The 20,625-nt window shown below is 50.4% G+C and carries 17 protein-coding genes and 1 tRNA gene; 11 read left to right on the plus strand and 7 right to left on the minus strand.

Annotation, left to right across the window (positions count from 1 at the left end):
- Positions 1 to 365: 365 nt before the first annotated feature.
- The 4 genes from ACQ4M4_RS16285 to ACQ4M4_RS16300 all read left to right on the plus strand — a co-directional run bounded on the left by ACQ4M4_RS16285 (position 366) and on the right by ACQ4M4_RS16300 (position 5,682).
- Positions 366 to 1,148: a class I SAM-dependent methyltransferase gene (locus tag ACQ4M4_RS16285; protein WP_430685494.1), complete on the plus strand. Its 783-nt coding sequence runs from the start codon at positions 366 to 368 to the stop codon at positions 1,146 to 1,148.
- 175 nt (positions 1,149 to 1,323) lie between these two features.
- Entirely contained in the window at positions 1,324 to 2,469 is a 1,146-nt protein-coding gene (locus ACQ4M4_RS16290; RefSeq protein WP_430685495.1) for a glycosyltransferase family 61 protein, read from the plus strand.
- A gap of 282 nt (positions 2,470 to 2,751) precedes the next feature.
- On the plus strand, positions 2,752 to 3,192 hold the full coding sequence (locus ACQ4M4_RS16295) for an N-acetyltransferase family protein (RefSeq protein WP_430685496.1): 441 nt from the start codon (positions 2,752 to 2,754) through the stop codon (positions 3,190 to 3,192).
- 294 nt (positions 3,193 to 3,486) lie between these two features.
- Positions 3,487 to 5,682 carry a caspase family protein gene (locus ACQ4M4_RS16300; protein WP_430685497.1) on the plus strand — a complete coding sequence of 732 codons (2,196 nt, stop codon included), beginning with the start codon at positions 3,487 to 3,489 and terminating at the stop codon, positions 5,680 to 5,682.
- A 454-nt stretch (positions 5,683 to 6,136) separates the two neighbouring features.
- On the opposite strand, the gene pirA is transcribed toward ACQ4M4_RS16300, so the two are convergent.
- The 6 genes from pirA to ACQ4M4_RS16330 all read right to left on the minus strand — a co-directional run bounded on the left by pirA (position 6,137) and on the right by ACQ4M4_RS16330 (position 11,491).
- Positions 6,137 to 6,529 (minus strand): arginine synthesis PII-interacting regulator PirA, encoded by a 393-nt coding sequence (gene pirA / locus ACQ4M4_RS16305; RefSeq protein WP_430685498.1) that lies wholly within the window; start codon positions 6,527 to 6,529, stop codon positions 6,137 to 6,139.
- Between the two features lie 322 nt (positions 6,530 to 6,851).
- Positions 6,852 to 7,520 (minus strand): HAS-barrel domain-containing protein, encoded by a 669-nt coding sequence (locus ACQ4M4_RS16310; protein WP_430685499.1) that lies wholly within the window; start codon positions 7,518 to 7,520, stop codon positions 6,852 to 6,854.
- A 216-nt stretch (positions 7,521 to 7,736) separates the two neighbouring features.
- On the minus strand, positions 7,737 to 7,934 hold the full coding sequence (locus ACQ4M4_RS16315; RefSeq protein ID WP_430685500.1) for an NAD(P)H dehydrogenase subunit NdhS: 198 nt from the start codon (positions 7,932 to 7,934) through the stop codon (positions 7,737 to 7,739).
- Positions 7,935 to 8,034: 100 nt separating this feature from the next.
- Positions 8,035 to 9,288: a rod shape-determining protein RodA gene (gene rodA / locus ACQ4M4_RS16320; protein ID WP_430685501.1), complete on the minus strand. Its 1,254-nt coding sequence runs from the start codon at positions 9,286 to 9,288 to the stop codon at positions 8,035 to 8,037.
- A gap of 39 nt (positions 9,289 to 9,327) precedes the next feature.
- Positions 9,328 to 10,389 carry an Mrp/NBP35 family ATP-binding protein gene (locus tag ACQ4M4_RS16325; protein WP_430685502.1) on the minus strand — a complete coding sequence of 354 codons (1,062 nt, stop codon included), beginning with the start codon at positions 10,387 to 10,389 and terminating at the stop codon, positions 9,328 to 9,330.
- A 487-nt stretch (positions 10,390 to 10,876) separates the two neighbouring features.
- Positions 10,877 to 11,491, minus strand: coding sequence for an SRPBCC family protein (locus tag ACQ4M4_RS16330; protein ID WP_430685503.1), 615 nt, complete (start codon positions 11,489 to 11,491; stop codon positions 10,877 to 10,879).
- A gap of 933 nt (positions 11,492 to 12,424) precedes the next feature.
- Between ACQ4M4_RS16330 and hemF the strand changes: the two genes are divergently transcribed.
- The 5 genes from hemF (at position 12,425) to msrP (ending at position 17,718) form a co-directional block, all read left to right on the plus strand.
- Positions 12,425 to 13,483 (plus strand): oxygen-dependent coproporphyrinogen oxidase, encoded by a 1,059-nt coding sequence (hemF, locus tag ACQ4M4_RS16335; protein WP_430685504.1) that lies wholly within the window; start codon positions 12,425 to 12,427, stop codon positions 13,481 to 13,483.
- A gap of 888 nt (positions 13,484 to 14,371) precedes the next feature.
- A complete protein-coding gene (locus ACQ4M4_RS16340; protein WP_430685505.1) occupies positions 14,372 to 14,755 on the plus strand; it encodes a hypothetical protein in 384 nt (127 codons plus the stop codon).
- A 261-nt stretch (positions 14,756 to 15,016) separates the two neighbouring features.
- On the plus strand, positions 15,017 to 15,730 hold the full coding sequence (locus ACQ4M4_RS16345; RefSeq protein WP_430685506.1) for a polysaccharide deacetylase family protein: 714 nt from the start codon (positions 15,017 to 15,019) through the stop codon (positions 15,728 to 15,730).
- 515 nt (positions 15,731 to 16,245) lie between these two features.
- The gene (locus ACQ4M4_RS16350; protein ID WP_430685507.1) at positions 16,246 to 16,566 is read left to right on the plus strand and encodes a hypothetical protein; all 321 of its coding nucleotides are present in this window, start codon (positions 16,246 to 16,248) and stop codon (positions 16,564 to 16,566) included.
- Positions 16,567 to 16,725: 159 nt separating this feature from the next.
- Positions 16,726 to 17,718 (plus strand): protein-methionine-sulfoxide reductase catalytic subunit MsrP, encoded by a 993-nt coding sequence (gene msrP / locus ACQ4M4_RS16355; protein ID WP_430685508.1) that lies wholly within the window; start codon positions 16,726 to 16,728, stop codon positions 17,716 to 17,718.
- 113 nt (positions 17,719 to 17,831) lie between these two features.
- On the opposite strand, the gene ACQ4M4_RS16360 is transcribed toward msrP, so the two are convergent.
- Entirely contained in the window at positions 17,832 to 18,626 is a 795-nt protein-coding gene (locus ACQ4M4_RS16360) for an exosortase-dependent surface protein XDP2 (protein ID WP_430685509.1), read from the minus strand.
- Positions 18,627 to 19,319: 693 nt separating this feature from the next.
- On the opposite strand from ACQ4M4_RS16360, the gene ACQ4M4_RS16365 reads away from it, so the two are divergent.
- Together ACQ4M4_RS16365 and ACQ4M4_RS16370 are read left to right on the plus strand one after the other, a co-directional pair.
- Positions 19,320 to 19,390: transfer RNA gene (locus tag ACQ4M4_RS16365), tRNA-Gly, on the plus strand.
- A 180-nt stretch (positions 19,391 to 19,570) separates the two neighbouring features.
- Positions 19,571 to 20,605: an Arm DNA-binding domain-containing protein gene (locus tag ACQ4M4_RS16370; protein WP_430685510.1), complete on the plus strand. Its 1,035-nt coding sequence runs from the start codon at positions 19,571 to 19,573 to the stop codon at positions 20,603 to 20,605.
- Positions 20,606 to 20,625: the final 20 nt, after the last annotated feature.

Consider the following 20,625-nt stretch of genomic DNA (forward strand, 5'->3'; position numbering starts at 1 on the left):
ATCAATAACACCCGCAATCAGTCCCAAGTGGTCCAAGTTCTCGATCTGCAAGGGGGCGATCCTAACTCGTCTCCCTCAGCTTATCCCCACTCCCTTTAATTCCCAGAGCAACCTGCGGAATGTCGGATTCACCAGTCCTTCCGGGCTTAACCCACGGCGGAAGTGATGAAGGCTGTAATGTTCTACGCATCTCGTTTATGTATATTTTTTGACTGATTAATGATTTCAGAATCCCTTCTCTTGAGGTTCATTGCATCAGCTTTCTCGTCGTCGGTTACTGAGGTGACTGGTGACTGGGCTGGTTGTTAAGCCACCTCAGCTCCTTGTAACTGGGATAACGAACCTATCTATTTGCCTACGCCTTTATGAACGTGGATACCAATCAAAAAACCTATGAGTCTCCAGGAATTGTGTGGCATTATGCCCAGTTGCAGCAGTTGCAACCCGCAGAATCTGCAATTTTGAACCTGTTGCGCGATCGTCTGGCTGATATGAAGATGCTCGACATTGGCGTGGGAGGTGGGCGCACAACGCTGCATTTCTCTCCTGTCGTCAAAGACTATACGGGGGTCGATTATTCTGCTGAAATGATTGCTGCTTGTAGACAGCGGTTCTCGGCCTCTGCCGCGCAATTTGCCGTGTGCGATGCCCGAGACATGAGTCAATTTGACGATCAATCCTTTGACTTGATTCTGTTTAGCTTTAATGGGATTGACTATGTCTCTCATGGCGATCGCCTCAAGATCCTTCAAGAGATTCATCGAATTGGAAAGCCAGGGGGATACTTCTGCTTTTCCAGCCACAATCTACAAGGATTCGCGCATAGCTTCCGCCTTCGCAATCAGCTCAGCCTCAACCCCATTCGTACCTATGTAAATTTGATGATGCTGGGATGTATGCGTCTGATGAATCGGCCGCTAACCCAAACCAACATACAGTGCAGCGACTATCTCATTGTGAAAGATGAATCTCACAATTTTCGACTCAATACCTACTACATTTATCCTCAAAGGCAGCTTGCGCAATTGATGCCCTATTTTGGCAATGTCAAAATTTATTCCTGGAGCAGCGGACAAGAATTGGCAACTGAAAAAGAGCTGTGTTCTAATGTAGATGCGTGGCTGTACTATCTCTGCGAAATCCAGTAGCACTGAGATATCCGAGCCATCTTAAATTACTTGTTTTAATTTATACATTGAGATTGGATTTTACTTAGGACTTTCAAAATTTACCGCTTCAACTCGTTTGAGTGTGATGTCAGTATTTAGAGCAATTTGGAGCAAAATTTAGAGTTAGTCGTTCTTCATTGCTGGCGATCGCACCATGGTTTCCCACCCATTTGTCAAGCGACTCATTCATTCTACGAAGGTGTCTGGGGGCGCAGTGGTCAGCAAATTTTTGCGATCGCTGTTTTTGCGTGAGCAAGGCTCTGCTGCCCGACTTCGCCAAGCTTTTGTCCAACCGCAACATTGGGAGGGCTGCTCTGTACAAAAACTGCTGCCAGCAGTCGATTCACCGACAGTTGAGCCTAAATTTTTTGTCAGTAATTTGCGGACTCAAGCGTACCTAGAGCTGCTCAAAAATGGGGAAACAACGACCTCTACAGCGGGAATTGTTGCTTTGAATGAGGTGAATGTTTTATTGCCGACAGGACTACACCTGTGGCAAGGAAAGGTATTTTCGGACTTGCTCATTGGTACAGAATTACTGATTAATCCAAAATATGTACTTCAGTTAGAATCGATTCCCTTTCAAAAGAAACACGAAGCGCCAGAAGCTGTTTTGTTGACCCTGCCGTGGAACCATAACTTCTTTCACTGGATGATCGAAATCCTTCCCCGACTTGTGCTGTATGACATGGCCAAAGAGCTGCATCATCTAAAGTTGATTGTGCCGAAATCATCCTCCAAGTTTGTAAAAGATAGCCTGCGTATTACGGGATACTCGGATCGCGTTTCTTTTTTGGAAGATGGTGTCTATCGATTTGAAAAGTTGCATGGTTTGAGCCGATTAGCGAAAACTAGCTATGTGTCTTCCTATGCAGTGGAATGGTGGAACCAAAAAGTGCCACCTGTTCCTGCTGCTCCGTCGCGACGAATTTATGTATCTCGGGCCGATTCCAAAATTCGATATCTTACCAACGAGCGAGAAGTAGAAACGCTGCTTGCTAAATTTGGGTTTGAGACGGTGGTGATGTCTCAGTATTCTTTGGAAGAACAGATTCGGATGTTTCAGCAATCGGCTGTGGTGATTGGTGCCCACGGTTCTGCCTTTACTCACACTGCATTTATGGCACCTGGAACTCGATTTATTGAATTTTTTGAAGATGGCCACTTTAACCGATGTTTTCATCGCATTGCGAGTTTAAAGGGTTTGCAATACGGCTTTTTGGTTGGCCAAAAACAGGGGTTTGGTTTTGCAATTGATTTGGCTCAGCTACAAGAGTTGTTGAAGCAAGTATTGGATTGAACCATTTGTTGCTAAGCAGGTATAAAAGATGGTGTTGGAGGTTTAGCGCTTCTGCTTGGGCCGATTTCTTTTTAGGAGACATTTATGCTTTTGGCCGTTGAATGATCGGAGGATGTTCTAAAAGTGCCAGTTGCAACTCGAACCGCCCCCTACATCCTCCAAAACTGGGGGACTGTGAATGAGAAACAGGGTCGGAAGCCTCCTGGAATTTGGGGGGGGGATCGCAGAATATTTGATACTTTTCAAACATCTTCTCAATGAAATGGGTTGGGGGCGATCGCCATGATGATTCGAGATGCAAATTCAAGCGATATTGAAACGTTATTTGCAATTCGTACCAGTGTGGTTGAAAATCACCAATCGCGAGAAGAATTGGCTGACCTTGGCATTACTCCAACGGCGATCGCCCAAATGTTACAGAACGATTGTCATGCCTGGATTGCAGAACAAGGGACACATGCGGTTGGGTTTGCGATGGCGAATGCAACAGAGCACATGATTTTTGCAATGTTTGTGCGGCCAGAGTTTGAAGGGTTGGGAGCTGGGCGTCGGCTGATGCAGCATGCCGAGCAATGGCTTCAGGCTCAGGGTGCTCAACAAATTTGGCTGTTGACGGGCAATGATCCCAGCTTGAGAGCCTATGGCTTTTATTTGCATTTGGGCTGGCGATGGGTTGGAGTGGAGCCTGATGGCAGCGCCAAGTTTGTTCGGGATCTGGCGTAGGCATAGCCTTTTCTGAAGGGTGTGCACCGCGCAGCCCGTAGAAAAGCCCTGAACTGAACCTAATGTTCGGCAGAACCAGGGTTTTTTGAGAACCTTTATTCAGCAAGGGTTTTCAAAAAAACGTCACCCATTAGTACAGCTGGTGCTAAAGCTGAGATGCTTAGGGGAAATCCGCGATATACACTAACCAATGGGCCACCTCACAGAAAAGATGTAATATCTCTCACTCTAAAGACGGAGATCTCTGCCCAAAGGGAATTCCCTGAAGCAACAGTTTAATGATGAAATAGAGTCATGGAACTGACACGCCGACAGTTTTTGCAGCGCATGGGTTGGGCGATCGCCACATTAGGCATCTCCCAAGGCAGTTTTTTTGCGCTGGCAGATCGGTACCATGCGGCGTTAGCCGACTCGACATCCCGTAAGCTGGCTCTGCTTGTGGGCATTAATCAGTATCCAGAATCCGTGAGTGACTTTACCGTTGCCAAAAATAGTGCCCTTAAAGGCAGCCTCAACGATGTGGATATGCAGCGTGAGCTGTTGGTGCATCGGTTTGGCTTTCAACCCAGCGATATTGCCTTGCTGACTGGGGAGCAAGCCACCCGCATGGGAATTGAGACTGGATTTCAGCAGCATTTGGTGGAGCAGGCTCGGCTGGGCGATGCGGCTGTGTTTCACTTTAGTGGGTTGGGCAGTCGGGTCAAACTGGTGGAGGGCGGTGCTTATCTAAGGACGCTCGTGCCGATCGATGGGGTCATGCCCAACGATGAGCAGCCCATCCTAAACGATATTCAAGAAGATACGCTACAACTGCTCGTGCGATCGCTCGCCACCTCCAATGTGACCTTGGTGCTCGATGCGGGATGTTCAAATTTGGGATCATCCCTGTTGGGCAATTTTCGGGTGCGATCGCGTCCCAATATTCCCTCAGGCAAGCCCCACCCTGCCGAGCTGGCCATGCAAGATCAGTTAGCCGCACGGTTGCCGCAAGGGCGATCGCGCACGGGTACAGTGCTGCCGGGTGCGTGGCTGTGGGCTGCCGGAGTCGATCGCCCAGCTCTAGAAGCGCAGTGGAGTAGTTTTAGCGCTGGATTGCTAACCTACACCCTAACCCAATACCTCTGGCAAGAAACGGCTGGAAAGTCGCTGCAAGTTATCTTTCCGTCGTTGGTTGAGCGAGTTCAGTATTTAACGACCGGTCGACAGCAGCCGATGCTAGCGATCGCCGCAAAGGGAAAAGAACCGTCGGCTTATACCTCGACTCCAGATGCGATCGCCGCCGATGGAGTCGTGACTGGCGTGGATTCCGATGGCTCGCTTCAGCTATGGATGGGTGGCTTGTCTGCCCTGGCATTGGAGAGTTATTCCCCTCCGGCGGGGCTAACGCTAATTCCACACAATTTGCCCTTACAGGTGCGCTCCAAGGATGGCTTGCGCATACGAGCCAGCTTACCCACCGAAATCGAACTCGATCCAGTCACGCTGATTGGCCAACCTGTTCAGGAGCGAATGCGATTCGTACCCCGAACCGCTGGTTTGACCGTTGCGTTAGACAACCGGTTAGAACGAATTGAACGGGTTGATGCGACTAGCGCCTTTTCGGCAGTCAAAGTGGCAACGGTTTCCGTGGGTGAGCAATCGGCCGACTTTTTGTTTGGCAAGCCGCGGATTCAGGCCCAAACCCTAACGGCCTCGCTGGCAGACGCAACCATTGAACCGCTGCTGCCTCCTCCCGCAGAGAAAATACCGGACAGGGCTGGATTTGGCCTGTTTTATCCCTCCCGCCGGGCGGTACCGGGAACCCTCGTTAAAACAGAAGAAGCCGTCAAAGCGGCCGTGACTCGCTTAACACCGATGCTGCGATCGCTGCAAGCGTTGAAATTGCTCCGGTTGACCTGCAATACATCCACTTCGAAACTGCAAATTCGGGTTGGACTAGAAACGGTAGGGGCCAATGCTAAACTGCTCGCTCAGCAAGAAACGATCCGAACGCTGAGCCAAGATCGCAAAGCTGGCTCTCAAATGACCATGGCGGATCGCATTGTTAGCCTACCCAAAGAGACGGCAACCCATTTTCGGGTACAGAATTTTGGCGATCGCCTTGTTCATGTTCTGCTGGTAAACCTGAGTACCACTGGCTCTACCATTTCGCTACATCCATTGCACTATCAGCCCAATCCTCAAGCGATCGCTCAACTGGCGATCGCCCCTGGTGAAGTATTACTCGCGCCATTGACCGCACAGCCCATCGAACTCGCAGAAACCTTCTTGTTCTTCAACCATGCGCCGTTTGCTCAAACTGGGGCAATTGCCCTTCCGCAAACACCGAGCACCAGTGCAGGCAGCGATTTGGATCTAGCACAGGCAATTTTGCAAGATCTTCAGGCAGCGAGCCCTGAGGCTGAACTGACATCCTCTCCCGATTTTGCAGCGTTGGATGTTCATCACTGGGCAACCTTTAATTTTCTCTACACCTTGGAACCAGTCTGATTCGAGCTTCAAAAAACCAGTCGTGCAGGCAGTCTGGAGGTCTATTGATGCACGTGATGCACGTCAGGCAGAATCGTTGCTTTATCGTTGCGTTAGAGCTGGAACCGATATTTTGCGGGCTGATAAATAACGCATCGTTTTCCTGTATCAGTTCCATTTGAACAAACTCTGAATAAGCCCACAGTGAAACAATCCCATTAAAAAAATTGGGAAAGTAAGGAGCGTTGTCCCCAAAAAAAGAGGCGCATCTCCCTTGCGCCTCCTGTGTCACCGCATCGACTGTCTAGACAGGCTCCACGCGAGTGGATCTCCTTCGCTCCGCAACTCAAACTTTTAACTTGGGGACTCAGGGCTTACACACCTTATTCAGCAGGGTCAGGGGTTTCAACAATGTCCTATGAAGAACTTGGATCACAACCCATACCGCAACTGTGCAAGACCTGACATTCATGAACTAGGCTGAAAAAGCCTGATCGCCCATTTCTTGCTGTAGCTGGCGAACGAGCATTTCATCGCCCCGCTGCTGCGCAACTTCCAACCGATGTTGCAAACGACGCTGAATGTTTTGCTGATGAATTTGCTCAACCTCTTGCATAACTGCCTGACGAGCATTCATCTTCAGAGAGGTAGCCTCGGAGCGAGAAACCGTGTGAATGGCTCCCGATTCTGTAGTTTCGTAATGCACACCGCGATAGCTCAAGCTACGGGGTGGCTGAGGAACCGGAATATGGCGAGGATACGAGAAATGGAACCCTTGGCCGCGGTATTTGCCAAATACATCGGTTTCTGCAAGATTGGTCTCTACAGGCTCGTATTCGTAACCGTTACCGCGATAGGTTAATCTCATAAACGCCTCCAAAAAAGTTGTTGTCCCACGGTGGGATGAGGCCGTCTACTTTCGCGAAGGAAAGAGCCGCATCGCTTCGGGATGGTGAAAGAAAGACGTAGATAAAATAATTCTTCGGCTTCTTTCTGTATTCTATTTTACTATTTTGTTCATTGTCTCTCAATTTAAGCAAACTTAAATCTTGGGAAACATTTGTTTAAGTTTTCTCAGATTGATGCGATCGCCATCATCGACAACGCACTCTGTTTCAAACCATAGGTGGATTCCAACGTTTGGCTAAAGATAAGCAAAAGCGATGCAAGACAGAGAATTGCTTGGAAAATTAAAGATAGACCTGACTCAGAATGACGCGGAGCCGATCGTAGTCATCCTTTAAAATCAGGTTGAGCATACGACCTGCCTCAACAAGCCAGTGGCGATCGCCCTTGCGAAGTTGGTAGATTTCGCGCATAGCGGCGGCGGTTAGGGCATCGACGGGGGCACCACTCAATTGCAAGAGCGATCGCAAAAAATCAAGATTCTCGCTAAAGTGCAGCACTTCGTCGGAGCTACATACATGAACGGCCTGGTGAATTTGAGGCGGACGCGGCGGTAAGTGCTGATAGATTTGCCCTGTTAGGCTATTGCTGCTGTGGTTGCCCCGTATGTATGGCTGAAAGCCCACAATTGCCGCACGAAATTCGGTCTTGAGCATGGCAAAAATTTGTGGCTGTTGCTCTCTTAGCTCTTGCAACGATAGTCCTAGGGCTCGTGCCCGATGCACCGAGTCAATGGGGCTGGTGGTTACGTGGTACACCAGCGCATAGATTTGGTGCCCCGATTCATCATCAAAAGACTTGACCCAGCTACCAAACGGCGGCATGGTGGCAAAGTTCAAGTCTTCGGGCTCAAGGCACTGGGCTAAAAATTCGGTAGTTGAGGTTTCGATCACCTCGGCAATGTGATGGGGCGATCGATTTTGAGACGGAACACCACTCAGGGGAAGGCGCATCGCAACACTCTAGAACATGTGCACCAGTTCCTAAAAGTGTATCGAGTTTTGGCTGATGCGCAACGGGCGAGATCGGAAAATGACGATTTTTTTAGCTGTCGGCTGATGCGTTCTGGGAATCCACACCAAAGGGGGTTTGGGGCAATTGCCCCAAACCCCCTTTGGTTCATGAACTAGGAAAACCCTCAAGCTTGTGGAGCTAACAGGTGATGCCAATTACTTACCTTTTTTGCGGCCAGCGGTGGCATCGACTGCTTCCAGCTCCGAAAGCCGGAAGGTCACGAGCTTATCCCAATTGCCGCCTTCAAATAAGACAGCAGCTTTGCCATCGCTGATGCGCTGCACCAAGCCCTGAAATTTATAGTAGGTATCGTTTTCGTTGATGACTTGAACTGCCGATCCTGGAAGAATCATAGTGCTTGCTTGAACTCTCTTGTGTGGAACCGAATTGGGTGGAATTGCTTTCTTTGGTTATACCGTTGTGGTGGCGGCATATCAAGCGATCGCCCATTGATTAAAACTTGAGACGATGGCGAAAATTACAAATAGACTCAACCAGCCCCAGCGCAATAAAGTTTGTGAGCAGTGCCGATCGTCCATAGCTGAGCCAGGGCAGCGGAATTCCAGTCACTGGAGCCAGTCCAATCGTCATGCTGATGTTCACCAAGGCCTGAAATACAATCATTGACAGAACGCCAAACGCCAGCAGAGAGCCAAAGTTGTCTTTCGCATTCTGAGCGATAATCAGCAGCCGGAAGCAAATGAGCCAAAACAGCACCAGTACGGCAAGGCAACCCATAAAGCCAAGCTCTTCCCCAATGGCTGTAAAGATGAAGTCGGTATGCTGCTCGGGAATGAATCGAAGCTGAGTTTGGGTGCCCTGGTTGAGCCCCTGTCCCCACAAACCACCAGCCCCAATGGCAATGCGCGATTGAATGAGGTGGTATCCGGCCCCGAGGGGATCTTGGTCGGGATCGATAAACATTGAGATGCGGGCCTTTTGGTATGGGGCCAGCGCATCCCACAAAAAGTTACCCAGCCCCCCCGACAGCAGATTGACAACTCCAGCGGTGATCGCTCCTGCGTATCGCCAAGGCAGTGTGCGCCAACCAATGTAAATCATCAGGCTGGTCCATACAAACCAGGCGGGTAGGTATACCACAAACAAAATCGCAGAGACCAGCGGCGAAATCATGAGGATGATCCATCCGGGGTTGGCGTTGCCCCAGTACAGCATCCCCAAGGTAATGGCGATAAATACGAGCCCAGTTCCCAAGTCGGGCTGCTTCATGATCAGCAGCCAGGGAGGAATGACAACGGCGATCGCCCGAATGACATCGGGAATCGTTTTGGCAGTGCGGTTGTGCATGACAGCCGCCAGCGAAATGATGACGCTAACTTTGGCCAATTCCGATGGTTGTAAGTTAAAGCCACCCAGGGTGAGCCAGCTTTGGGCACCGTTCGCCTCGGTTCCTGCAAAAATGACGAACAGCAACACCAAGTTGGTCATGCCGTACAAGATCCAATGCCAGCTTAGGATGGATTCGTAACGCGATCGCGCGATCGCCAGCGTGATCCCCAAGCCAACCGCCCCGGTAACCCAGTGCTGCCGCCAGTCGGTTAGGTTGAGGGTTAGCTCGGTGCTGCGAATGGCCAATCCCCCAATGACGGTGAGTGCGATTGCCCCAAATATGAGGAGCCAATCGACCTCTTGCCACGGTTGAATAAGGCTTTTCCATCGAAACCGAGTGAGCGATCGCTGCAACATCGTCTAAACACTCCACACCGAGGGTTGACTGAAAACCATTTAGGCCAAGGCTAAAACTGACACACGGGCTGCAATTTGCTGAGCAATGCTGGTCAGCGCTTTGGCAGAAGCCGAATCAGGATACTCCACCACAATGGGAATGCCGCGATCGCCCCCCTGCCGCAGCATCATTTCCAGCGGAATGCAGCCCAACAGCGGCAATCCTAGCTCTTCACTGGTGCGCTGACCGCCACCAGAGCCAAAAATGTCGTACTGCTTGTCGGGCATATCCGGCGGAATGAAGTAGCTCATATTTTCGACAATGCCCAGCACCGGAACCTGCATTTGCTGAAACATGCGAAGGCCCCGCCGAGCATCCATCAAGGCGACGTTTTGAGGGGTGGTCACGATCACCGCACCCGACATTGGAACTGCCTGTGCCAGGGTAAGCTGAGCGTCGCCCGTACCCGGAGGCATGTCTACAATCAGATAGTCCAGTTCGCCCCAGTCCACCTGGTACAAGAACTGGCGGATGATGCCATTTAGCATGGGGCCGCGCCAAATCACAGGTTGGTCGGGATCAATCAAAAACCCCATTGAGGCGAGCCGTACACCAAAGTTGAAGGCGGGCTCAAGAACTTCGCTTTGGCCGCTTTGCTGCACTTTTACCTGGGCTGCACTAAGGCCCAACATCATGGGGGCATTTGGCCCATAAATGTCGGCATCAATGAGGCCAACTTTGGCTCCAGATTGAGCCAGGGCAACGGCCACATTCACCGCAACGGTGCTCTTGCCTACGCCGCCCTTGCCGCTTGTAACGGCGATGATATTTTTCACACCGGAAATGCCTTGCCGATCGGGAAGCGATCGCTGTTGAGGCGTTTCGGCTGTTACGTCTACCGCAACACTTTCTACGCCAGGCAGGGTTTTCACAGCTTTTTCGCAATCTTCGACAATAAACTCTCGCAATGGGCAGGCAGGAGTGGTGAGAACAAGCGTAAAGCTCACATGTCCGTCAGTAACTGTTACGTTGCGAATCATGTTGAGATCGACCAGGCTCTTTTGCAGCTCGGGATCTTGCACAGGGCGCAACACATTCAAAATCGATTGGGAATCTAGCATGGGTACGGAGTGTTCTCCACCAAGGGTGGATGTAGAGTGCGGAAAAAACAGTGGATATTATGCAATGAAAGGGGGATCTGGTTGGGTGGGCTGGCGATCGCCTATTATCCATCCCCTATCTATTTAAGAGGTTCTCGCATCCCTTCAGCGCGTCGATCTTGAATGGCTGCCATAATCTTGCCCCTAAACCTGTAAACGCAATGTGATTTGCAGGTGGTTGACGTCCGCTAAGATAGCCTGCTCTTTTTTGTTACACAGTCGCTCGCTTGCTTCAGTCCAAATTGCTGAATTTCCAAGCTTGGAGCGCAAGCCTTAAGCCATGCTTCCCCTGGATTCAACCCTGGTTTTGGAGCTTTTTTATGGATACAGCTCTGGTTGGAAGCAACTGCGCCAAGCCCTAAATGAAAGTGAAATAACTGTCTTAATTCTTAACGTAATTTTACCGTTAGTGATCTTACACCAATGGTATCCAAGCGTGGGGTTTTGCCTACAGGACTATAGATTGTATCGTCGAGGTCGAGGTTAATACCGTGCCAATCCCTACCGTAAGGGCGATCGCAGCAAATAGATCCCGGCAATTGTCACGCCGGGCTGGGCGATGGGCCACACTGGTTTGCTGCTCTGCATCTTCTGCAGCTTGTGCCAGTTCGATGGCCACTCGGGCCGCATGCCGCCGCGTGAGCGACCACACCAAGGGCGACAGCCAGCCGCGCAAAGTAACCGAATAAGACACTTGGGTGCCACACAGGGTTGACTCAACCCGGTAGGTAACCCGTTCTTCCACACCGGGCAGTGCCAAAATTCGAACTGTTAAAAGCTGACGGGGTAAGACCCGTTCCACAAAAATACGCACCGGAAAAATCGGCAAAAGCCGAGTAAATGCTTTGTAGATTAAGCCAGGTTTGGGAATGAGTCCTTTGGGCACGTTGGTACTGGCGATGAGAGGATGCCAGGACATATCGGCCAGGTTTGTGACTGTTTGCCACAGGTCATCTACCGATGCTGTGCTCACGGTATAAAAGGTTTCCACCAACGGCTGAAGCCATTTGGCCTCAGCTCGATGGGAATTGAATTGGGGGTGTTTGAACCAGTCACCGATCATGGCATCACTCCTTCAACCTTGACTCACACCAACCCAACCGTTTGGTGCTTGACGCTTGCACACACCGAACTCAACCTTGGATCTCCACCCTAGCGCTCCTGCCCTGCAACGGTAGTGAAGACTGGAACCCCTTGGCTGCGGTAAGTGAGTGCTCAAGAAATTTAGGGCGCGATCCGTTAGGGAGCAAGGATAATCCAGGATGTACATGCCGTCTATGCTCCGACTTTTTATTGTAATGGAGTTCACGGAGCGGCGTAATCTACCCTGAGTGGAGCGATCGCCCTCGCCAACAACTCTCCTTCGTTCTAGCAGGAACGGCCTTGGTTTGAGTGTTGTAGAGGGCAATTTGTGAACAGTCCTAGCGCGCATGATGTGTGAACTGACAGGGTGATGTTTTAGACATACGGATATTTGTTGCCGTAGGGCGATGAGCGGGTACACCAAACATCCACAAATCCCAAATGGGAAACACAACCAACTTCAAGAACTGCATACTTGCAGAACGGTATAAAACTGGCATGAGTGGTTGAAGCTCGTAGCGGATTAAGACATATCAAGAAGGCCATATTAAAAATGTCGTGTCCGCTTGCATCAATCCCGAGAGAAGCTAGGGGCGTTTGACCTTGGGGCTTCTAGCGTGAACGGATGATGTCCTTCGCTCATCAGCCCATTTCACAACCTATCTCAAACGGATCGCTTGCTGCGGTCTATCAACAGAATGATGCAATCCGTCAAAAAACATGATGGTTAACATTGCAAATTGTTTACATTCCGTTCAAGGAATGCGGTTGGAGCGTCAATCCAAGATAGGCTAGATCCGGATGCACATAAACCCACGGCTGATGCAAGCGGTGATAAGGGGTTGCACAGTTTTGGGAATCCAGAATTGGAATCCAACTTTTGATGTGAACGTGTGAACAAATGTGTTGATCTATGGCTAATTTTTCAACCTCTGAAGCAACCACCCAAACTGCAAACTCTCTGCCTCCAAGCGACTCGCGTGAGCGCGTGAGCGCCTTCTTGAAGCAGCTTCAAGATAGTATTTGCGAAGGTCTGGAAGGACTCGATGGATCGGGTCGTTTTCAGGAAGATAGCTGGGTTCGCGAAGAAGGCGGCGGTGGGCGCTCGCGCGTGATGAAGGGTGGCGACGTATTTGAGCAGGGCGGCGTTAACTTTTCGGAAGTATGGGGCAAAGATTTGCCACCATCTATTTTGGTACAGCGCCCCGAAGCGGCCGGCCATGGATTCTACGCTACGGGAACCTCCATGGTTTTGCATCCCCGCAATCCCCACATTCCTACGGTTCACCTCAACTATCGCTATTTCGAAGCAGGGCCTGTGTGGTGGTTTGGTGGTGGCATTGACCTCACGCCCTACTATCCCACGCGCGAAGATGCAGCCCATTTCCATCGCACAATTAAAGAAGCGTGCGATCGCCACCACCCTGAGTACTACAACACCTTCAAGCTGTGGTGTGATGAGTACTTTTATCTGAAGCACCGTCAAGAAACTCGCGGCGTTGGCGGCATCTTCTTCGACTATCAAGATACTCAGGGCATTTTGTATCCGGTGTCTTACCCAGGTTCCCACAGTGACACGCCCGCTGCAACCTACAGCAAAAATGTGGGGCCAGTTGAGGGTCGCACGTGGGAGGAACTGTTTGCCTTTGTGCAAGACTGCGGCAATGCGTTTTTACCAGCCTATGTGCCCATTGCCGAGCGCCACAAAAATGATGAGTATGGCGATCGCGAGCGTGATTTTCAGCTCTATCGTCGTGGGCGCTATGTGGAATTCAACCTCGTCTATGATCGGGGAACCATCTTTGGTTTGCAAACCAATGGCCGCACCGAGTCAATTTTGATGTCGCTGCCTCCACTCGTACGCTGGGAATACAGCTACAAGCCTGAGCCCGGCACTCCTGAGGCAGAGCTATATGAGGTCTTCCTCAAGCCGCAAGATTGGGCCAACTGGACGCCCGAATCTTCGATTTAGCACAATTCCGTGCAAACGAAACAAGTTGACGGCTGGCGCATCACTGACAGTGGTGCGCTGTTTTTTTGCCGCGGTGGTCTCAGGTATCGCTGTCTGCGTGAGGTTTCTAGGCTTCCTGAGCAGATGCCTCCCATGCAACCTCCTGCCTGAACCATCGCCTGGTTCCGCTGCGCAACACGGTTCATGCTTCAAAAACCTTAGAAGTGCCCATTTTTGCGTGCGCAACGCGCACGCAAAAATGGGCACTTCAGCTTATCCAAACCTCAGGTTTCAAAATGCTAGGCGTGCCGGAGGGCTATTCCACACACTCTGTTCATCCAACCGCAGTGTGGATGAGGAATACCGAACTGGAGGCTCTCAGGGGGAAACTGCGTCGTCTGATTCTAAACGTTCATGTCTTTCCTCGCCGTAATCAGAATGGGTATTTAAGCTTGGCTGCATTGGGACGTGGTTGTGCACGAGACGAGGGCTGCATCACTTGCTCGGTTGGGCTCAGTGAGCGGGTAGATGGCCTAGGATAGAAAGCAAAACTGTTAGCAAGCTTCATTAATTTTTGATGGCAGAAGAGATAAAACTCACTTCGTTTCTATATCACCCTTGCTTAAAAAAAACTAATAGGCTGTGTGGATGAGTTTGAATCAGAAACGAAGGCGGAATCTTTCGAACAGCCTTGGGCTCGGAATTTTGCATTAAGTAATATTGAGCATTGATAACTACTGTTTTGTTGGCTTGGTGGAAGGCTAAGAAAAAAGGAAATTGAATTTTTGATGTGAAATAGCTCAAACGATTGCTAGAAGCGAAGTAGGTAATATTTCAGCAAAGTTTTGAACAGAAACCAATCGCTATATTGACAAGACAGAAGCAATCAAGCATCAGGCTTAATATGAAATGTCGAAGCGATATGTTCTAGTTTTAGAGCAATCATCTGAGGATTTACAGATGTTGCGATCGCTCCTTGAGCGGCTGAGTTGTGCGATGGTAGTGACCAATTCTGCTGATCAAATAGTGCTAACGGCGCGAGAAGAGACACCGTGTCTTGTCATTTTGGGTGGTAATCAACAGAGTTGGTCTCACGGGTTGATTTCAACTTTGCGTGACTTGGCGAAAACTTCGATGATTGTTGCATTGACCGATAGCCATGCACCGAGTTGGCTTCCTCAGGATGAGAACCCTGGATTGGACGGTTTTCTGGTCAAGCCCCTCAGTGGTGATGTGTTGAGTTCCCTTGTACAATCGGCATGGGCGCGACAAACTTGCTGTGCTGAGCGTTAGGTTTTTAGGGCTTCATGAGCTTGGCATGACAGGCCGGTTGGCTCTGCTGAATCGGTCATTTATGCATCCTGTTGCCGTCATTTGATCGGGCTGGGCAATGGGGTTGTAAAAACTGGAGAGCCAAAAGTTTGAGGTGTTGAGTGGCGGTTTTTCCTCAGGAATTGTTTGTACAAAACCTGGCTGAAATTGCGCGATCGCATTTATTAGTTTGTCCCTGCTGAGTAACTGGTTTCCCCTTTATCTCAACAACATCCACACAGAATGGAACTTGCACCGTTTTTTCCCTACATTCACCAAATTTTGAAGCCAGCTTTTCCTTCGTGCTTGTGGACTGGACAAGGCGGGGAAAAAACGATCGCCCTCACCTTTGATGACGGACCGCACCCCAAGCACACCCCACCATTGCTGGAATTGCTCGATCGCTACCAAGTTCCTGCGAGTTTCTTTTGGTTGGGGCAATGTGTTGACTACTCCCCTGCGGTAGCGCGATTGGTGTACGAAGCAGGGCATTGGGTGGGGCTGCATGGGTATACCCATCGCTCGTTTCCTCGGCTAACGGTTCCCCAGCTTAAAGACAGTTTGGAAAGAACGCAAATGGCGATCGCTCAAGCGTGTGACTTGCCTGGGGACTATGTGCAACAGTCCGTTCGAGATGTTCGCCCGCCCAATGGGTTCTTCACTCCCAACAATTTGGTGCAGCTGCAGCAGTGGGGCTATCGCCCGGTGATGTGGAGTGTGGTGCCCGAAGATTGGGTCCGCCCCGGCATTGATGTGGTGGTGGAGCGCGTGCTAAGCCAAACTCGCGATGGTTCCTTGATTGTGTTGCATGATGGCTATTGCGGTGGAGAGGACGTGGTGGCGATCGCCCAGCGCCTTATTCCTCTGTTGCTAGACCAGGGTTATCAGTTTGTCACCGTTGAGGAACTGTGGCGGCTACACCCCACTCAGCACTCTGCCCCTGTCCAAGTTTCCTAAGGGCTGGTTTATGAGAGTGGGCGATCGCACGTTGCCAGGGCTACGCTCAAATCCGATACTTTTTGCTCAAAACCGGGAATTTTAGAGCCAGAGTGACCATTATATTAAACCTGCTTAAATAGCCTGACCTAAACAGGGCAACAGAAAACAGCTTCCCAACATAGGGCAAAGCCTCCCCTTCTTGACCGCAATCCAGCGAAAACGGTTTAGCCTAAACAGTTCAGCGAAAACGGTTCAGCCCAAACGATCACTGGCGCTAGCTCACTTCTGCTTTCAGGGTCAAATTCCGTAGAGCCTATAAAGGCTTACCTCAAAACATCGGGATGGTACTGTGCTTGACCTGATCGATATCGATATCTGCCCCTTGCCCGTCCTTCGGTTTTGGCGATCGTGTACCGCTATCTGCTGCCTAAATTTTAAGAACTGCTGTTGGATGGATCGTTCTGCGTCTCCCTTTCTCCAACCGTTATGATCTCTTCTGTTACCCTCTATCTACAGCACCGAGAGCAGCTTCTGTGTTACCGCTAGTTATCGACGAAGGTTCGATCTCACCGTTCAAGTTCTGGTTTGAAGACAGTATTCAAGAGGGGATGTATTGCCGTGGCGAGCTGTACTATCGGCTTCACTCTGCCGATCTGAAGCTGCGAGCTCGCGTTTACCATTACGCCTGCAAGATGGCGATTCGCGAGACGGTTGTTGTAACGGCCACAGACATGAACTGTAGCATTTGGGTCAGCCTTCGTAGTCAATCGCTAAAGCCGATCGCCCAGCGCTATCAGCCTCTACCCTCTTTTATGGAGTTCATTAGCGATCGCAGCCTCTCTGCAGGGTCGTAACGGATACAGAGTGAACTCAATGCATGTTTGTTGAGTTGGCGATGGTGTATGAGTTGGCTGTGCTTCCCTGGTCTAGAACAGCATCGATGGGTTCAACTAGCCTTCTACCAGGGGCAATGGCATATTAAGAACAGTTGCTTGTAGCACGATCGCACTCGTATGGTTTTTATTCACATTCCCAAGCCGTGGCAATTGCCCGAGTTCAAGGTTTCTCATGAAGCTGCATTTTACAACCGTCGTCGGTTTCTCAAGGGCGTTGTTGGAGTTGGGATTGCGAGTACGGTGCTGCCGTTAACCAGTTGCGATCGCTCAACTCGCCAAACGACCGATCCCTTGCAGGGAGTAATTCCCCTGAGGGCACCCCAAAATCCCAACTTTACCGATGCAGGCCGACCTCTCACCAACGAGCTATTTGCCGCCACGTACAATAATTTCTACGAATTTGGCAGTTCTAAAAACATCTGGCCGGCTGCCCAATCACTGCCCACCAATCCCTGGACGGTTGAAGTGTCGGGCCTGGTCAAAAATCCTAAAACCTACGACCTCGACGACCTCATGCAGTTTCCCTTAGAGGAACGCATTTATCGATTTCGCTGTGTAGAGGCGTGGGCCATGGTGGTGCCGTGGTTGGGATTTCCCATGCGGCTCATGCTAGAAGCGGCAGAACCGCTTTCCACCGCCAAGTTTGTCCGCTTCACGTCATTCTACGATCGCGACATTACAACTGGCCCTTCTTTCCCACCCTCTCAATTTTTGCCATGGCCCTACACCGAGGGCCTGCGAGTAGACGAGATGGCAAACGACTTGGCCTTTTTTGCGATTGGAGCCTATGGCCACACGTTGCCCAAGCAGCACGGAGCGCCCATTCGCATGGTCGTACCATGGAAGTATGGATTTAAGGGGGCGAAGTCGGTGGTCAAAATTGAGTTTGTGGATGCTCAGCCGGCCACCTACTGGAACACCATTAGCGCCAACGAGTACAAGTTTGAGTCGAATGTTGAACCGGATGTGCCCCATCCCCGTTGGTCACAGGCCAGCGAGCGGTTGGTTGGGCCAGGTGGCAATCCTTACGCATGGGAGGAGGTACCCTCTCGGCTGTACAACGGGTATGGGGAATTTGTGGCAGATTTGTACGATCGCGCTGCGGTATAGCTGCTGTTAAGTCTATATCGGCAGTTAGAGAATGGCGATCGCCCAATGCAAAACAAACCGGAACGCTTGGTTCCGGTTTGTTGCTCGTGTCTGGCTAGTTCAAAACTACACGACTAACCTTTGGCGGCATCGGCCTGGCGCTTTTTGCGACGAGCTGTGGCTAGTGCTCCCAATGCCAACGCAGTACCTGCCATGGTTGCAGGCTCAGGAACGGCCTGGGCACCCACCACTTTGAAGTCTGCTCCGTTGTAGTTGGACTGGCTGATGAGTCGCAACTGGTTGGTTTTTGCACCATTGAGCCATAGACCAAGGGCACCAACCGACTGCTCACCCACTTCGGTCGTGTTCATGTTGAAGCCCGCATTGGTCGCTTGCTTGGCGGAAGAGCGGCTATCCAGCAAGTACTCTGCCAAAATGCTACCGCCCGATCCAATGGCCTGAACCTTGAGTCGGCTGTTCATGCCGCGCTCCCAGAACAGGAATTGGTCGATCGCCGTGTCAAAGAACAGATCCATGGTGAAGCTGCCATCGTCTTCTGTATCGATGATGCTGGTCAGGTTGAGGTTGCCCAACGCGGCTGCAAGGTTGTTATTGGTGGGGTTCTCAGCCTTGACACCAATCGTTGCGTTATCGCCTCTATCGGCGCTCGCAGCACCTGTGTTGCCACCCGTCCACAGGTCGTTTTGGATAATGTTGACGCTGTTCACAGTGTGGAAGTTGGTGATGGTGCGATCGCCCGTAGTCACCGAGTTCAGCATGATATTGCCCTTCGGATCTGACCCTGTGAAGTTGGTGCCAAAGTTGAACGACGAGAATGTGATTCCTGCAGCTTGTGCGGGTGCAGTGCCCAAAGCCAAGGCACTACCAACCGTCAAACTGGCGATCGCAAACAATTGTTTCAGATTCATAACGATGAGTCCTCTAGGAAATCCCGTGCAGGATGTAATACTTAGTCCGAAAAAAACAACCTATGGTTGAAACCCGCCCCACCTGAAATTGGAGCGTTCGATGCCGTTTCAAGAACAGGCGGTACTTATGTAGTCGTGTTAAAAGCCAGCCATTCTTACAACAGGAATTCGCTTGGGCTAACCAAATAAACCGTTTCCCCGTCGAGCCAGGAAAATAGGCATAACTCAACTCCCCTGATAGGAAAATCCTAGCCTTGTCAGTGAGGTGCAGTCCTCCGTAAAGTATCGGATTTTACTCGGTGGCCTAGACCCTTTGATTAGCCTGGATTACACATTGGCCCCAGCAAAATTTGGAGAAACTTTACATACACCCATTGAAATAGCCCCTAAAAGCGTCCGGGGGTTCCGTATGGTCCAGGAGAGAATACGGAGACGCTTTCGAATCAGCGATATTTATTCTGAAATCCAACCCGGAAATATCCTATCTGTGGCGGACTATTTCTGGGGCTCACAGCCAGGGGTGCGCATCCGTCGGGCACTAACACTTGTCTGTGAAACCCATACTGAGAATTGCTGCTTTCGAGCAAAACAGAGTGTAATCTCTGCTAAATCTGCTAAACATGTGCTACCTTAGTTTATGCCCATGAATGAGCGCGGAATTTCAACATGTCCTGCGTTTTTAACATTGGCCTTGCGGGCATAGTTTAGTGGTAAAACCTTAGCCTTCCAAGCTAATGATCGGGGTTCGATTCCCCGTGCCCGCTTAATAAACTGAAACCCCCGAAAGCTAACGCTTTCGGGGGTTTCTAGCATTTTGGGGAGCGCTTGAACTATAGTGCAATCGTTCTAAAATTTGGCATAAAGATGGGTCAGGATTGGGCAGTTTGGGTGTAAATCGGGTGTAATTTGGGTGTAACAACAAACGTACTAAGCGGTTCACACCCATGTACTCCAAAACCCCAACTGGCAAGGTTTCCAAAGGTTCGGTTTCGATCTTGTGTTCCCACGATCGGCTACAGCTGCGGTTTCGGTATGCGGGGAAGCGTCATTACCTATCGCTAGGGTTTGCGGATACGCCACAAAATCGCAAACTCGCTGAGATGAAAGCTCGGGAAATTGAGCTAGACATCCTTGCAGGGCATTTTGATCAGACATTGGAGAAGTACAAGCCACAATCAGCCTTGAAGGTTGTGGCTCCTGAAGAGGTTACACCCAAAGTTACACCCACGATTCAGGAGCTATGGGAGCAGTACACCAGCTACAAAGCTTCCAGTGTGAAGGAAACGACCCGTCTGTATTATGTGAGCTTTGCTCGATTGTTTGAGCAATTGGGTGGCGTGACTCTGATGGAACCGTTGCGGGTTAAGGCGGAACTGGAAAAGCTGACAACTATTTACCAAACGAAAAAGACGCTGATGCAACTGAACGCTGCCTGCAAGTGGGCGATGAAGCATGGGCTGATTGAAGGCAACCCCTATGAGGGAATGGCAGGCGAAATGCCTAAATACCGCTATCAGGTGGGGCCTAAACCTAATGCCTTTACCGAAGAGGAAAGGGAGCGGGTGATTCAAGCATTCAAGGATCACCAGGGTAACTGGAACGGACGGGGCTATACAGGTATCCGATACAGCCACTATGCCCCGTTTGTGGAGTTTCTGTTTTTGACAGGATGCCGACCTTCAGAGGCGATTGGCTTGAGGTGGAGCAATGTTGCTGAGGATTGTGAATCTGTGAGGTTTGCAGAATCGATTACAACCTCAGGACGTGGTAAACCAATTCGAGTAGAAGGCTCGAAGAACAATAAAAAGCGGATCTTCCCTTGCTCTAATCGCTTGAAAGGGCTGCTCCTATCCATTAAGCCTGAAAAGGTTGAGCCGAGTGCATTGGTTTTCCCATCACCCAAAAGCAAGCCAATCAACTACAACAATTTCTACAACAATGCTTGGAAGCGGATTGTTGAACCAATCAAGGCTGGCTAACCCCTTACTCCTGCCGAGAT

It is taken from the genome of Leptolyngbya sp. AN02str (assembly GCF_050565595.1).
Lineage (GTDB): Bacteria > Cyanobacteriota > Cyanobacteriia > Elainellales > Elainellaceae > Kaiparowitsia.

Excerpts from the sequence above, each read along its gene's own strand:
- ACQ4M4_RS16285 (WP_430685494.1), top strand. The coding sequence starts at position 366 with ATGAACGTGGATACCAATCAAAAAACCTATGAGTCTCCAGGAATTGTG.
- ACQ4M4_RS16290 (WP_430685495.1), top strand. The coding sequence starts at position 1,324 with ATGGTTTCCCACCCATTTGTCAAGCGACTCATTCATTCTACGAAGGTG.
- ACQ4M4_RS16295 (WP_430685496.1), top strand. The coding sequence starts at position 2,752 with ATGATGATTCGAGATGCAAATTCAAGCGATATTGAAACGTTATTTGCA.
- ACQ4M4_RS16300 (WP_430685497.1), top strand. The coding sequence starts at position 3,487 with ATGGAACTGACACGCCGACAGTTTTTGCAGCGCATGGGTTGGGCGATC.
- pirA (WP_430685498.1), bottom strand. The coding sequence starts at position 6,529 with ATGAGATTAACCTATCGCGGTAACGGTTACGAATACGAGCCTGTAGAG.
- ACQ4M4_RS16310 (WP_430685499.1), bottom strand. The coding sequence starts at position 7,520 with ATGCGCCTTCCCCTGAGTGGTGTTCCGTCTCAAAATCGATCGCCCCAT.
- ACQ4M4_RS16315 (WP_430685500.1), bottom strand. The coding sequence starts at position 7,934 with ATGATTCTTCCAGGATCGGCAGTTCAAGTCATCAACGAAAACGATACC.
- rodA (WP_430685501.1), bottom strand. The coding sequence starts at position 9,288 with ATGTTGCAGCGATCGCTCACTCGGTTTCGATGGAAAAGCCTTATTCAA.
- ACQ4M4_RS16325 (WP_430685502.1), bottom strand. The coding sequence starts at position 10,389 with ATGCTAGATTCCCAATCGATTTTGAATGTGTTGCGCCCTGTGCAAGAT.
- ACQ4M4_RS16330 (WP_430685503.1), bottom strand. The coding sequence starts at position 11,491 with ATGATCGGTGACTGGTTCAAACACCCCCAATTCAATTCCCATCGAGCT.
- hemF (WP_430685504.1), top strand. The coding sequence starts at position 12,425 with ATGGCTAATTTTTCAACCTCTGAAGCAACCACCCAAACTGCAAACTCT.
- ACQ4M4_RS16340 (WP_430685505.1), top strand. The coding sequence starts at position 14,372 with ATGTCGAAGCGATATGTTCTAGTTTTAGAGCAATCATCTGAGGATTTA.
- ACQ4M4_RS16345 (WP_430685506.1), top strand. The coding sequence starts at position 15,017 with ATGGAACTTGCACCGTTTTTTCCCTACATTCACCAAATTTTGAAGCCA.
- msrP (WP_430685508.1), top strand. The coding sequence starts at position 16,726 with ATGGTTTTTATTCACATTCCCAAGCCGTGGCAATTGCCCGAGTTCAAG.
- ACQ4M4_RS16360 (WP_430685509.1), bottom strand. The coding sequence starts at position 18,626 with ATGAATCTGAAACAATTGTTTGCGATCGCCAGTTTGACGGTTGGTAGT.
- ACQ4M4_RS16370 (WP_430685510.1), top strand. The coding sequence starts at position 19,571 with ATGTACTCCAAAACCCCAACTGGCAAGGTTTCCAAAGGTTCGGTTTCG.